General features: G+C 46.6%; 10 protein-coding genes. 5 read left to right on the top strand and 5 right to left on the bottom strand.

Annotation, left to right across the window (positions count from 1 at the left end):
• Positions 1 to 362 precede the first annotated feature (362 nt).
• Entirely contained in the window at positions 363 to 848 is a 486-nt protein-coding gene (locus AC121Z_RS12950; protein WP_498124437.1) for a DUF2505 domain-containing protein, read from the bottom strand.
• Positions 849 to 1,083: 235 nt separating this feature from the next.
• Here AC121Z_RS12950 and AC121Z_RS12945 point away from each other — a divergent pair, with 235 nt between their 5' ends.
• From AC121Z_RS12945 to AC121Z_RS12925, 5 genes are all read left to right on the top strand, one after another.
• Positions 1,084 to 1,959, top strand: a complete 876-nt coding sequence (locus tag AC121Z_RS12945) for a WYL domain-containing protein (RefSeq protein WP_498124436.1) — start codon at positions 1,084 to 1,086, stop codon at positions 1,957 to 1,959.
• Positions 1,960 to 2,049: 90 nt separating this feature from the next.
• A complete protein-coding gene (locus AC121Z_RS12940; protein ID WP_498124435.1) occupies positions 2,050 to 5,739 on the top strand; it encodes an ATP-binding protein in 3,690 nt (1,229 codons plus the stop codon).
• On the top strand, positions 5,736 to 6,371 hold the full coding sequence (locus AC121Z_RS12935; RefSeq protein ID WP_498124434.1) for a condensin complex protein MksE: 636 nt from the start codon (positions 5,736 to 5,738) through the stop codon (positions 6,369 to 6,371). The genes AC121Z_RS12940 and AC121Z_RS12935 overlap by 4 nt, the downstream gene beginning before the upstream one ends.
• Entirely contained in the window at positions 6,368 to 7,588 is a 1,221-nt protein-coding gene (locus AC121Z_RS12930; protein ID WP_498124433.1) for a phosphoenolpyruvate carboxylase, read from the top strand. Before AC121Z_RS12935 ends, AC121Z_RS12930 begins: the two co-directional genes overlap by 4 nt.
• Before the next feature lie 382 nt (positions 7,589 to 7,970).
• A complete protein-coding gene (locus AC121Z_RS12925; RefSeq protein ID WP_498124432.1) occupies positions 7,971 to 8,354 on the top strand; it encodes a tellurite resistance TerB family protein in 384 nt (127 codons plus the stop codon).
• 82 nt (positions 8,355 to 8,436) lie between these two features.
• Here AC121Z_RS12925 and AC121Z_RS12920 read toward each other — a convergent pair whose 3' ends face one another.
• The 4 genes from AC121Z_RS12920 to AC121Z_RS12905 all read right to left on the bottom strand — a co-directional run bounded on the left by AC121Z_RS12920 (position 8,437) and on the right by AC121Z_RS12905 (position 14,551).
• On the bottom strand, positions 8,437 to 11,004 hold the full coding sequence (locus AC121Z_RS12920) for a zinc-dependent metalloprotease (RefSeq protein ID WP_498124431.1): 2,568 nt from the start codon (positions 11,002 to 11,004) through the stop codon (positions 8,437 to 8,439).
• A 322-nt stretch (positions 11,005 to 11,326) separates the two neighbouring features.
• Entirely contained in the window at positions 11,327 to 13,084 is a 1,758-nt protein-coding gene (locus AC121Z_RS12915) for an ABC transporter transmembrane domain-containing protein (protein ID WP_498124430.1), read from the bottom strand.
• Positions 13,085 to 13,168: 84 nt separating this feature from the next.
• Complete coding sequence (locus tag AC121Z_RS12910; protein ID WP_498124429.1) at positions 13,169 to 14,140, bottom strand: universal stress protein; 972 nt, start codon at positions 14,138 to 14,140, stop codon at positions 13,169 to 13,171.
• A gap of 138 nt (positions 14,141 to 14,278) precedes the next feature.
• A complete protein-coding gene (locus tag AC121Z_RS12905; protein WP_498124428.1) occupies positions 14,279 to 14,551 on the bottom strand; it encodes a hypothetical protein in 273 nt (90 codons plus the stop codon).
• Positions 14,552 to 14,829 lie beyond the last annotated feature (278 nt).

Below are 14,829 nucleotides of genomic sequence, written 5' to 3'. Positions count from 1 at the left end.
TCGAAAACATTGTGACTGTAAGCCAGAAGTTTATCACGACAAAAACCTGACATAACCCGACAATCGAGGGAAGATAGCTAAGTTTTGGTGGCAATTTATAACACTTTGGAAGAGACAGGGGGGGGATTAAATCAAAGATAGACATTGGATTTGATGAACGACCGCTCCTTGTCTTTAGCGGTAATTGGTTGAAGTTCTCGTGAGTGTCGCCTTATCGCTCATTGCAGACTAACGGACGGTACTTTTTAATGACCAAAATCAGTCCTTCCGAATCGTTAGCGGATTTATGGATGAGTCCGACTCTTGTTGATAGAAGTAATTCACAATAGGCGTTGGAATTGTCGGCTGGTTCAATAATAGTTTTAACCAAGGTATTGTTTTAAAAACGTAAACTCTTGTGCGATAGACTTTTCAATACTACTCGCGACAAACTTTTCCATCTGACCGCCCAGCAATGGAATACTAGAGGAAATCTCAATTTCAACTTGGTTGGTGGTTAGGATTCCGGATGACGTTATTGTCATGTTTCCGGTGATTTTGACGGGTACGCCGTCGATCTCAATGTTTAATGCACATTCGTAACCGTGTTCAGGAGCCCTAGTCCAAGTTTCGGTCTGTTTGACAATATTCCATTCGCCCAAGACTGGTTTCAATACGCTCGGTACTTCGGCAGGCATAGTGCGTTCAATACTTGCGGTAAAGCCTGCTTCCAAATGTGTCAGTTCGACGGTTACATTTTTTGCTCCAGAGTCTAAAAGCTTAGCTTTAACGACACTGGGGTCTTTAAACGCTTTGATCAGTGTATCGCTGTCAAACGAATAGAAGTGTTTTGCAGTTACTTTTTTCAAAGGTATGACTCCAGTTATTGTTGCGGGAATGCAAGAGGCAGCCCCTCAAGTTGCGTTGCTAGGTTAAGTTCAACATACCTCGCTATGATTTTAACATTTTGACCTGACTCAATGACCGAGCAAAATTTACGTAGTTTGTATGATTTTAATAAAATCAAAATGGTCGCATCATAATGATTGCATTGTGCCGCGAGAATAAATATAGTGGTTCGAAAGTTACCGACAAGAGTAAATTATGGACTTAGATACACTACCGCATGCGCAACGCGAGAGACTCGCGTTTATCGATTTTTCACTGCAATATTTTGGTCAGGTTGCAAGAACTGACTTGATCCAGCGTTTTCAAACCGGATTAGCGGCGAGCACGCGTGACTTTTCGTTGTATCGCTCATTGGCACCGGATAACTTACAGTTGGTTCACCAGGATAAGCGTTATCATCGTACAGCTGCATTCAGCCCTGTTTTTAATCATGATCCCGAAGTGATTTTACAAAACTTAAGTCGTGGTTTTGGCGATGGTATTTCGTCACCTGTGCAACCCTCTGCGCAATGCTTTGATGCCGTGCGTTTGGTGCACCCGAATGCCCAAATCATAGCTGCTTTGATGCGCGCAATCCATCAACAAAAAGCGATTACGTGTGACTATGTCTCAGCCAGTTCGGGAGAGCACGAACGTGAGTTAGTGCCACACGCTTTGGTCAATAATGGTCACCGTTGGCACGTGCGCGCTTTTGACGTTTCGCATCAGGCATTTCGTGATTATGTGTGTACACGATTTACTCGCATCAATTTATTGACCCGTTCTTTACTACCGTCAGAAGAAGCGAAGGCCGATGATCAATTTAACAGCACGGTGAAATTAGAACTTATTCCTCATCCAAGTTTGCAACATCCGCATGCAGTAGAGCTGGACTTCGACATGCAGGATGGGCGCTATGAACTGCACGTAAAGGCGGCTCTGGCGGCGTACGTTTTGCGTCATTGGCAGGTTGATTGTTCGCCTGGATATCGCTTTACTGGGCAAGGATGTCAGTTGGCGCTTGCTAACCTAGATGTGCTTAAAAATATTGAAAATCCGACACTTGCGCCGGGTTACTCGCTGGCGCGATAAATTTATCGCAAAAGCGGGTTGCATCCGACTTTGCGGTCAGTATAGTTGAGCCTTCGCGCAACGCGTATTGATAATAATTACAGGACAGATATGCCCGGTTTACATCGTATTATTCTTATCGACACACATTTACCTGGCGTGGTCGAACTCAAACTCAGTGGACACACAAATATTTGTGGAACTAATGCCTCGGGCAAAACCACTTTACAGCGCTTGATCCCGGTCTTTTATGGCGAATATCCCAGTCGGGTCGTACCGGCGACGCGCGACAGTTTTGAACGGTGGTACTTACCGCGTGAATCCAGTTACATCATTTATGAATTCATCAATCATGACGAGAGTTTGTGTCAAGCCGTCTTAACCTCAACCGGTACGGGCGTTACCTACCGCTTAATTGGCAAACCTTTTGAGCTGGACGACTACGTGTTTCAAAACAAGGCGGGTGAACACGTGCCGACCAGCCCGCAAGATGTCGTGCGAAGCCTAAAACGTAATAATGTGATGGTTACCAACCAGCTCAACACCAAGGATTTCCGCGCGGTTATACAGAATGATCTGACGACAATGCAGGTGTCCAGTAGTGCGCGTGAACTGATTGGCTATGCACGCATATTTAGTTTGTGTCAAAGCAAGCAGCATATCCGGCATATCGAAAAGTTGGCAAAAGCCGTGCACTCGAAAGAGGGTAAGATGGAAACCATCAAGGCCATGATTGCTGCGATACTCGAGGAGGATGGCGTGCAACCCCCCACCTCCAATTTAAGTCGCAAGCACGTTGATGACTGGTTGCGCGAGCGTCAGTTGATCCAAGAGTTTGATGTGATCCGGCCAGAATTCAGTCAGCTAGAGTCAGCAGATGTGCAACTAACGGATGCGGAACAGCGGTTAGCCGAGCTGGCTTCGGTGTTTACCCATGACCAATCATTCCTCGCAGCCACGCAAGTTGAACAAAGTGCGCTCGTGGATGAAACCCGTCAGGCGATTAAGCAGTTAGAATCTGATTGGCAGCAATCACGAGAGACGCTGAATCAAACCCTTTCTGCGGCCAAGGGCGATATTGCGAAGTATGAGCAAGAACTCGACAACGTTGAAGACGAATATCAGCGTTGGCAGGATCAAGATATTGATCAATTGCAAAGTAATGTTAAGAAACTAGCACAATGGCAAGATGACTTGCACACGGCACAGTCACGCTATCAATTGATGACGGATAAACATCAGGATATCCAAGCGACGTTTGATAAACGGATAGCGGAATTAACGGAAAAATTAAACCGTCAATTGGATTCGTTGAACTCACAACAGCGTGAATTGTTGGCCAGTCAAGCGCATAAACAACGTGAAGGACAGCAACAACGAGATGCGATCAAAGATGATTTCATTCAGCAAAAAGATCATTTAAAAGAAACGCATCAAGAACAACTAGCCGCTACTGTTGAGCAGCGCGCGAATGTCAATGCACGTTTGCAGAACGTCGGGTTTTCAGAATTTGAACAAAGCCAGCTGGATCTGCTAGATGCGGCGATTGATGAAGCTGTGACTGCCGAAGATATTGCGCGCGACAACCTGCGCAAACAGCAAAAACTGTTAGCTACCGAGCAACAACAGCGCAATACCAACAATGAACGCTTGCAAAAGATTAGTCGTGAAGTGATGGCGTGTCAGGCACGCTTGGATAAGGCAGAAGCATTATTGCATCCTAAAGACGACACGCTCCTCGCGTTTTTGCGTGAAAATGCCGCAGACTGGGAGCAAACGTTAGGTAAGGTATTGGCTCCCGAGTTACTAGCACGTAAAGACTTAAAGCCTGCAATGGCGAAAAAAACGGCGCACTCGTTGTTTGGATTGACGCTTGACCTGAGTCATCTTGATTTACCGGAATATGCGCAAACAGAGCAACATTTAAAGCAGCAACTGCTCGACATTCAAGCCGAACTTGAACGCTCCGTAGCGGCGCAAAGCGAGGCTGAACAAGCATTAACCCAGGCCAGTGATCGTGTGCGTCAGGCTGAACTTGGCGTGAGCAAGGCGGAGAGCCAGCTAAAAAGTGCAGAAGCGAATCGCAAGCGTAGTCAGCAAGATCGCCATTCATTGCACCGTGAGTATCAAGCGGCACTGGCTGAGCGTAAGCAAGCCGGTAAACAACAATTACAACAATTGGAAACCCAACAAGCCAAGTTAAAGGCGCAATTTAGTCAAGCCATGGCTGAGATCGACGACCAGCAGCGTGAAGCATTGTCCGAGTGCGATTTCCACTGGCAACAAGTGGTAGACGATATAATCGCTGAGGAACAAGCGGTTGCGGAACAACTTGCTGAGGCTAAAGCTAATGCGAAAAAGGATCGGAAAGCAATAGAAAAATGGTTAGCGGATGAACTTGCCAATCGTGGAGTAGATATCGATGAGATTGGCACGCTTAAGAAGCATATCGAACAGCTCAAGCAAGATATTGACTACACCGAGCGTCACCGTCACTTAGTGGTTGATTATCAGCGCTGGTATAAGCATGTGTTCAGCGAACAGAAAGTAACGTGGCAAAAGTTATTAGCCGCAGCCAAAAAAACCTCTAGTCAGGCCGAGCGCGAACTTAACGAACGGATGCAGCAGGTTAAGACGCTGCGCGAACAATTAAATGAGGCGCAAATCCGCTCAGAGCAACAATTGCGTCAGGCAAATGAGGCCATTGGCAGTGTTGAACAATTGCTAAAATCCTTACAAAAAATCAATTTGAAGGGAGCTAAGACTGGAGCAGCGGATACGGGAAGTGATTTAACCTCGATTGTGCAACGGGTCACAGAAACCAATGAACTGCTGCAACAACGCGAGCGTTTGTTAGGGGATATCCGCGCCTATGTTGAACGGTTTGATCAGCTCATTGCGGCCCAAGCCGGCACCGGGTTGTCGGATACATGGGAGCGTTCACGTGAAGAATGTACGCAGATAGACAAGGACGGCGGCAGACACATTGACCACCGCCGTTTGGTCAGCCACCTTGCGCGTTTACTTAATGAGATCGTGCCACAAAAATTACAGGGGCTACGTGAACAAGGGCGGATTTTTGGTGCAGACCTCACCCAGTATTATCACGTGTTAGATGATATCGATAAGCGCATTGCTAGCCAAAGTCGCCGCATCAGTAAAGAAGTTGATGAAGAGTTGTATCTTGATGGTGTGTCTGACTCTGCAGTTAAAATACGTTCTAAAATCAGCGAGTTGGAATTTTGGCCAGAGCTGGAAGCCTTTCAAAAGCAATATCGGCAATGGATGGACTCGGGCGCAACAGAGTTACCCGATGAGGAGTACGGCCACTCGATGCGCCGGGTATTGGATATCCTAGGCCGTGCCGCGCTCAGCGGCGGAATAAGTAAACTATTGGATATTGAGCTGCACTTACGCGAGGGCAACTCTAATCTGGTTATTCGCACCGACCGTCAACTCAACGAGAGTTCGAGCCACGGGATGGCCTACTTGATCCTGTGTAAATTCTTATTAGCGTTTACGCGGTTGTTGCGCGATGACGCCGCGGTGACCATTCATTGGCCTATTGATGAGCTTGGTACCTTACACCAAAGCAACGTTAAGAAAATATTCGATGCCTGTCAGAACAATGCCATTTCGGTCGTTGGCGCTTTTCCTAATCCCGAGTCAGATGTTTTGAAATTGTTTGAAAATAGGTATCTGATCGATAAAGCGACGCGCAAATTGCAGGTAGTGCAACCGAAAGTTAGTCAATTAAGCGAACGCTTGAAAGCCCGATTAGCAGAGGAGGCAAGCGCATGATCAATGAGCAAGGCCGCGTGTTGACTCACTTACTGGAAGGCCAGTTTATATGTCAGATCAGTGATGAAGAAGCGTGGCGCTATTTAAAACAAAGCGCTAACCGTGACGCCATTGAACCGCATCTCAATTTATTGAATCGTACCTTGGCAACGACGGTTGAGGGCGATGTGTTTTACGCTGCCTATCAGTCGTTGGGTGAAACAGAGCGCAAATATGTGGGCAGTCAATTTCAAGAGGTCGCCAGCAGTCTACGCCCCTTGGTTGATTGGTTGTTGCTCGTACAGCAAGCGAATGGAAGTGATGTGCCCGTCACCATGGGGACACCTATACGTTTGGCAGAATTACAAACGATTATTGAAGATACTCCCGCCTTCGCAGAGCAGCTTGAGAAGCTTTCTCGCTATCGTTTATTTAATTCCACGAGCACTCAAACCGATGGTCAACTAAAGCAAGTCTTCAAGCGTTTAACGGATCTCGGCTACTTGCTCAAACCAAATCCAGAGAAGCAAATTTACATTGCGACTGGGAAATTGGATTATTTGTATGAGGTGTTGCGGTTTATTGATGAAACCGAGTCACTTTCACTGGCAGAGCAAGCGCAGTCTGCCAGTCAACAAGGTAGCTTGCTGTGAATCAGAATCTCTTCCAGGCCGGGGTCAAACTGCTGAATGCTCTGAGTCGGCATAGTGATGTGATTATGCGTGCCTACTTGGCCGGTAGTGTCAGTGAGCGAGATGTGAATCCTAAAGTGCTAGAAGCACTGATCCAGCAAGGTGTGCTGTGGCGTCCAGAGCCTGATGCAGAGCTGCGGTTAAAGAGTTCAGTACGTAATCTACTGGAAGGTAGCTTGCAAGACGAACGGAACCGCCAAATCGATACCAATATGGCCAGTGCTTTAGCGGCGATTAAAACGTTAGCGCAACATTACAAAGAGGCACTACATTACGGCCGCTTTGTCGAGTCACAGGGGCATTTAAGTGATCTGCGCGAGCATGTTTATGGCCTCACTGAATCGTTGGCGAATCATGTTCGTGTTTTGTTTAGCCGGATCAACAATGAGTTTGGTTATGTCGCGTCAGTCGATGCCAAGATTCGCGAAAATGAACTCGCTCAGTCACAGGTCAGTGATTTGTTGAATCAACTGGAATTATTGCGCTTTGATGAATTGGGGCAATTAGCCGGTAACAATCGGGATCTCAGGCATCTATTAGTGGTCGCGTTGCAACAAAGTTTTACTCGCGTCACTAAAGAGTTGGCGGCAGCTCAAGCGCGATTAATTGAATTAATTGGTCGCTTTCGTGAATTCAGAGGTAAGACACGCTTACTTAAAGGGTTTGTCCTGCATTGCGAACAACACCCTGACTTCGCGCCGCGGGACTACACCACGCAAAGCCAGGTACCGATGTTATTTAATCAGGCTAAGCCTATTTTAGCTCCAGCCAGCGTTGATGTGAATAATGTTGAACAAGAGCTCGAGTTACAACAGCTAGTGAGTCAAATTCGACAGGTCAATCGAGTGCGGAACCAAACTCAGCGCAACAAGGCTGCGGTGCGCATTAATATTGAGCAAATAGCGGCGATTGAAATGGATGACTCGCAGCTTAGAGAAGCCGTTGAAGCTTACTTTTGTTACGTGATTGACAGTGGTGAACCCATCACGGCATTACAATACATGCAATGGCAGTCACTGGAGTTTGATCCTGAAGCTTGGCTGTATCAGGTCATCGGTGGATATCAATCATTGGATGACGAGGAACAGCGTTACTTTGCTATCGAAGCAACAGGCGAAGTGCACCCCCAATATTCCGGGAATTACTTAATTCATGATGTTTATCTGGGATTGAGGTAGTCAATCCCAGCCTCCATAACGCCAATCAACTGACATGCAATGATGTTGATTTATGCAGTGCAGCGATGATAATCACTCTCACATAGTTGCAGAGTCATTGCTCTAATGCGGGATTCAGTTGTTGTAGACCCATTACTGAGATAGCGGTAGGCGTGTCCTTTTATTTCAACCTAGTCATTCAAGTTATAGGGAATAAGCAGTCCCAAACAATACACCATGGTCTCAATGGTTCTTTGGGCCAGACCGCCATGCTCTGCAAGACCACCCATTAATTGGATAATTTGTTAACAATTTTGCAACTTTCTTTGTGTGCTCCAGTCTAAATGCCATTGAACTGCTATTCGTCAACCCCATATTCCTTTGAGTGCAGTAAGGAGTGAACATGCAGCTAACCGAAGAACAAGGCTTTAACGAAGCATTAATAAAATTATCGGTTTTACTCTACCAAGTGGATGGAAGAGTTACCTTAAGTGAACAGGATTACTTGGATGAGATTTTAGCCACATTAGATTGGGGCAGCACTATCTGTCGCCAAGCGTTTCTTAATGACGCCATTCATCAAGCCAGACAGGCGTTGGACAACAATGATTGCAAGGCGTTTATGCAGTCATTGAGCGAAGAGCTTAATCAAGATGCTAATAAGGCGTTAGAAGTTGCTATGGAACTTACGGCAATCGATGGCGAGCGCAGTGAACAAGAAACAGAACTGCTGGCGTATCTCACCAATCGGATCTTGGGTAAGTCATTAACGGCCCAGATGGCCTAATTCCAGGGGCGATCTCCCAAACAAAAAGCCCCCGAAAGAGGGGGCTTGCATCACTATTGGCACTATCGCCTAAAGCTAGTCGTTAGCTCATACTTTTATGAAACGCACGATTAATACGATCCGTTAGGTAAAAGCGATGTACTTTAGTGGCTTGATCACCGCGTTTGCTACTTACCATATCACGCACTTTATTCAGCTCATAAAGGGCAGCTGCTTTAGCGAAGTTATCGTGCTTACTGGCTTGCTCTAGTCCACTGATAGCAATGAGTCGTTCAACGTACTCGCTTTGCAGGTTACGCCGGAAACTATTCACATCACGCTTTATGTCGGCAGCAAAAACAGCGGCAGTCAGATCGGAGAAGAGTTGCTCTACCTTGTACTCGTTGCCATATAACGCCGTATCGCTTAGGCGCAATGTGACCGCGGGATGTAACAAGTGATTTAAAACGTTCTTCTGTGCACCGAGAAGCATATCATGCAGTTTAGGATCTTCGTTTTTACCAAAGTGGTCGAAACCCCTGCGCTGCCGCTGAATATAGGCAAACAGTGGTTCCATTGAGCTAATCGCGTCGGGCGCGAAAACATAATCACGTAGCGTTTGCATGGCTCGTTGCTGGTCGGCTAGGGCCACTGGAGTGAAAGGTTGTTGATATCCTTCTTGGCCAACCAAGCTACGATCCACATAGACACCGCCAACATAGCGCGACACCACGCTGGCTTGGCGAGCGAATTCACCAAACACCACATTCACCCCAACCACGAGATCGTTGTGAGAGCGACCATCGGTTAGCGTTTTTTCCTTGAGCTTCGTTGCCGTTGATTTGATCAAGCCGAAACGATCTTGTGCGTAGGCAATGGCATCGCTCGACATATCAAAAATGTTGACCCGTGGATCGAGGTGCCGACCCGGTGCGCGCATGTCGTCGGCATCGTTACCAAAGGCCAGCTCAGGTTCTGCACTACGGGCTAGGATAGCTGACAAACGGGCTTCTTCGGCAACAGGGTCAGCGAGAGCAGTTGAGTACCCATACTCAATCACCCAATCGTCGTAAGGGCCAGGTTTTTCACTGTAAAAGTCACCTTGCTCCATTCCCTCAGGTGCGTAGTTTACTGATGGATAGTCCATAACTGAGCCCGCTAAGATGCCTTGAGTAATACTTGCATCATGGGCTTCCTTTGGACCATGCAATTGCGTGGCTTTCATATTGTGGTTGAGTCCCAAGGTGTGACCCACTTCGTGCAAAATCAAATAGTACATGGATTGACGAAGAAGCTTGTCTTGCTCAATGTCGCCCATATCATGGGCTAATCCGGCATACTGGCCGAATAACATACCCGCATGCAATTGATGGCCAAGTGAACACAAATTCATCTGCTCAGCTTCAAGGCCTGCAGGGAGGGGATTCTCCAACGCATTGACACCGTCAGTAAACATTTGCGCGGCTAACCAGCGGCCTTTCATAAAGGTATATTCAAGCATGATGTCAGCAGAGATAATTTGCCCGGTAAGCGGGTTCGCGATGCTTGGTCCGTAGCCACCGAAAGGAGGGGTTGGTGAGGAGGTCCAGCGCAACACGTTATAGCGCACATCTTCAGCTTTCCAATCTGCATCATCCGGTTGTACACGTACTTCAATGGCGTTACTGATCCCGGCTTTTTCGAACGCTGAATTCCAAGCTAAGGTGGCATCGCGAATAGTATCGCGCCACTCCATGGGAGTGGTGTTCTCGATCCACCATACGATGGGCTCGACTGGATCGGATACTGCAGCATTAGGGTCTTTCTTTTTTAAATGCCAGCGATTAATCACATCACGACCAATAAATGTTTGGTCTGAGGTTAGGTCGTCAAATTGTTGGGTAAAGTAACCTACCCGTGGATCATCGCGACGTGGTTGAAAATCGCTTTCCGGTAGCTCTATAAATGCATGCTGCAAACTAATAGTCGTATAACGGGGGTCAGTAATTTCATTCCCACCGCGCACTTTTGGCGTGTCATTTTCATACACATAATCGACCACAACATGGGTGTTTTGCGCAAAGTTATCGATGCTAGCGACCTTGGTTTTATCAGCACTAAGCTTGCCTAACTTGAAGCGTTTTTTGTCGGCCTTTGGGTCGTCCGCAGGCATTGGAGCAATGCGATGCAGATTTTCGTTAGCAACTACGTCATCCAATTTTATGGCTATCTTGCCATCGTCTTCATGGGCGATTTTGGCAGAAACTAAAATCGCTTCACTGATATTGGCATCGGCAGCTTTGCTGATCGCATTATCGGGGTCAAAGTAGTAACGCGGTGTAGTCGCGACAAATTCGATACGATCAAAATCACGGCGCATTTCAATTAAGCGATATTGACGGAAACCGCCACGAAAGTGTCCAGCGGCAACGGGTCCATCTACCGTTTTGGCAAAATATAGGAAGGGTTTGTTTAACTTTTCTGTGTCGATGACGAGTAAACTGGTACCATCTTTTTCGTCTTGGTAGATGGGTAAAAAACCGTTATAAGCTGACTTATTCTCAAGGACTTGAGTCAACGTTTTTTCTTCTTTCTTTTCACTTTTCTCGTCGTCGGCGTATACCGCTGTGTGACCAATCGCAAGGCCAATAGCGAGTGCTAACGATGATGCCTTTATCAGGGTTTTCTTCATAGTGGGTCCTTTTCATTGTTAATTGCTGAGCGGTCGTATTCCATCTTAAAAACGGGTACTCTCGTCAGCCCAGATGCTGAAATGTAGGGCATATGCATCTATCTAGGTTCGCTGACTATTGTTGAGGATCTGAGCGGTCCAGTGCGGTCGCCTGTCGTAAAAAATCGGTCAACTAACGTACTGGTAGGGATAAGTGGAATGGACAAAACTAGCGATTACTTATTGGGGCTGGCTTAGGCGTTGATGACCATGTGTCCGGTACGAGTAGTCGCAGAGTGATAGCAATATCGTGTTAATTGAATATGGGGCCTGTTTTTTTTCTTCAATCCAATAACTGCAGTTCGGCCAGCTCTCGATACAGCGGGCTTTGTTGCAACAACGCTTGATGGCTGCCTTCGGCAACAATTTCTCCGCGTTGCAACACGACGATCCGGTCAGCATTGATCACCGTGGATAATCGATGGGCGATGATCAGTGTTGTTCTGCTTTGCATCAGATTGTCTAACCCTTGCTTTACCGCTTGTTCACTCATGGCATCCAGTGCGCTGGTGGCTTCATCTAAGAGTAAAATCGGGCGGTCGGCTAAGATAGCGCGGGCGATGGCAATGCGCTGTTTTTGTCCCCCAGATAATTTAACTCCGCGCTCACCCAGATTTGTATTGTAACCGTCAGACAAGTCCAAAATGAATTCGTCAGCCATCGCCGTTTGGGCAGCCGCATGCACTTCGTCATCAGATGCGTCAGGTCGACCATAGCGAATGTTAGCTAACACTGTGTCAGCAAAAATTACTGATTCCTGTGGCACCAGCGCGAAATGTCGACGTAATGTGGCAACGGGTAATGTGTTGTGTGCCTGACCAAAAAGGAGAATGTCACCTTCGGTTACATCATAAAAACGCATCAAGAGTTGATACAGTGTTGATTTACCTGCACCACTGGCACCAACTAGGGCGACTTTTTCTCCTTGAGTAACCCGCAAATTGATCTGTTTCAGTACTGATTTGAGTGGGTCGCTAGGGTAGTGAAAACTTACGTTTTTCAGCACTAATGCGGCTTCTTGGCTACAGTCTACAGGTGCTGTAGGGAGTGTTTCTGCGTTGGACTTTTGTTCAATGCTTGGGGATTGAGCCAATAATTCCATCAACCGTTCAGACGCGCCAGCCGCTTTTTGGATCTCACCAATCACTTCACTAACAGTGGCAACGCTGCCGCCTGCTAACACGGCATAAAACATAAAAGCGGTGAGCTCACCGGCTGACATATCACCCTGCAGTACGTCGGTTGCGCCGAGCCAAGCAACGATGACAATGGCACACATACTAATGGCCATGATACTGACGATGAGTAACGAACGATAGTGAATCCGCTGCTGCGCAACTGACATCACTCGCTCAATGCGTTCACTAAAGGCTTGGCGATCAATATTTTCATGATTGTAGGCTTGTACCGTTTGGATTTCGTGCAACGTTTCATCAACGTAGGCACCGATATCGGCAACACGATCCTGACTAAGCCGCGAAAAATGTCGGACTTGTTTACCTAACAGTTTTATCGGTAATAATACGATGGGTACTGCGATTAAAACATACAGGGTTAGCATTGGGCTGGAGAATAACATCAGTAATAATGCGCCAATGAATGTTACGCTTGAGCGCAGAGCCATGGATATACTCATACCAATCACACTTTGTAACACTGTTGTGTCAGCAGTAAAGCGTGATATCACCTCGCCGGTGCGTGTCTGGCTGAAGAACTCTGGGCTCAAGGCTAACAAATGGTGATAGACAGCAATGCGAATATCCGCGCTGACACGCTCACCGAGCCATGTCATTAGGGAAAAACGAAAATAGGTGGCTAGGCTGGCAAGCAGACTAATGATCAACACACCGAAAAGTAACTGATCCAGTTTCGCCGCGTTGCTGGCAACAAAGCCTTGATCAACGGCTAAGCGAATCCCTTGACCAAGCAGTAACCAGGCAAAAGAGCCGACAAACAACGCCATGATTGCGGCAGCAACCTTGCGTTTGTAGGGCCGTAAATAACCGAATAACCATGCGACTACTGACGTTGTTTGGATCACGCGTCGTTACCTTGTTTACCGAATCGATTGCGAGAAGATTAAGTTTACGCGACAAAACGACGCTTGTATCAGTTAAACCCTAAGTTAGGTGATTAACGGCGAGGTGAACCCATGTGGTTTCAGTGCCAATACGCTGCAATTGACTTGGTTTAAAATGGCTTCAGCGGTATTACCCATAAAGAAACCCGGTATACCGACACGTGCGACCGTTCCCATTACCAGTAAGTCAGCATTTAGCTCTTTGACTGCGCGCGGAATGTCTTGGCGGGCGTTACCACTTAGTATACTGGTTTGAATATGCAAATCTGCGACCACATCCTCAGGATTCGCAGAGGTCACAAGGTCAACTAAAGTCTGAACTGCAGCTTGCCGTTCTTGCTCAGTGTCCTGTTGATTTTCAATAAATGCATTGGCACCGATATCGACAATTCCGTCGTAGACTACCATATCAATGTGATTGTCGATCACGTGGACGATATGCAATTCAGCCTGTTCTTTGACGGCAATTTGTGCAGCTTGAATGACCACATTTTCGTTCAACTGTTTGCGGATCTTAAGTTCGTGTTCAGGGTAATGATAATTCACATCTACAGCAGCAACGACGCGTTTGTACTGTGTGGTGTCGCCTTTGTGGACAAGCCATACAGGAGCAGGGCACTTAGAAAGAAGGCGCATATCTTCATGCCCGAATAAGCGGTCAAGAAGATCTGTTTTGGCTTTTTTGAGGACGAGATCAACATGCAATTCGTTGGCTGTTTTAGCGATCTCAACAAACCCATGGCCAATCCGTAGCTGGGTTTCTAATGGCATGGTTTGACGCCATTCTGCGGCCTTTTTATCGAGTCGAGCTTGCGCAGCATTTTGCATACTTTCAAAGGTGTCAATATAAGCAAATGACTCCATGACCATATTTGCATTCGGTGGTAGCGGCTCCAGTGTTAACAGCACCGTCAACTTAGCGTTGTGTTGCTGACAAATGTGCATTGCATGCTGAACCACTTCGTCGGGGGCTTGTAATTCTGTTAATACGCATAAGACATGTTTAAATGTACTCATAGATTCCTCAAAGACTGGGTAATAAGACCGTTCGCCGCTATTCCATAATTAACTGTAGCATAAGCTTTTTTACAAAATGTTGAAGATCAGGGTTTTTGATTTAGTTTATTGATTTAAGACAATTAAGTAAGAGTCGATTCAAGCAAAATCACAAGCGGAATAGACGTCCTTGAGTAGCTGTTTGATACGCTCAGTATCTAGAGAATGCGCGTCAGCAAACTTAATATGTCTGGCGTGCTTCCCTGTTCCTTCCAGCCTGAAATCATTGGTGTTCACCGCAGCAAATTGATGAATAAATAGCTTTACGTTTTGATTATTTACTTGCAGCCCACAAACCACCTGACTGTCGATATTTAAACTGTACAGCGCGTTGGCCACTTTTAAACCGCCTGACACTGTTTCTGTCAACATAGGTAATGCGCTATTGATAATGCTTCGCAGCTGCTGTGCGGTCGCTTGAATATTAACAGGGACCGGCGCGAGCATTTCCGAAAATGTGGTAGGTGCATTGGTGTAGATACGTGCGATACTCCTCTCCCGTAAGCTGTCACTTTTACATCAAATTTCGGTAGATAAGTGGTGTTGAATAGGCAAAGTATAGATGAGTGTGGTGTGTTAAATGGTGATTTTTGAAATGCTGAGACAACTCACTGATTAGTCAATGCAGCAAGCGGTTATGGATTAAATAT

The sequence above is a fragment of the Alteromonas sp. DYW1 genome (assembly GCF_059752595.1).
Note: the sequence above shows the minus strand (reverse complement) of the source record. Positions and strands in the feature narration are given on the sequence as shown.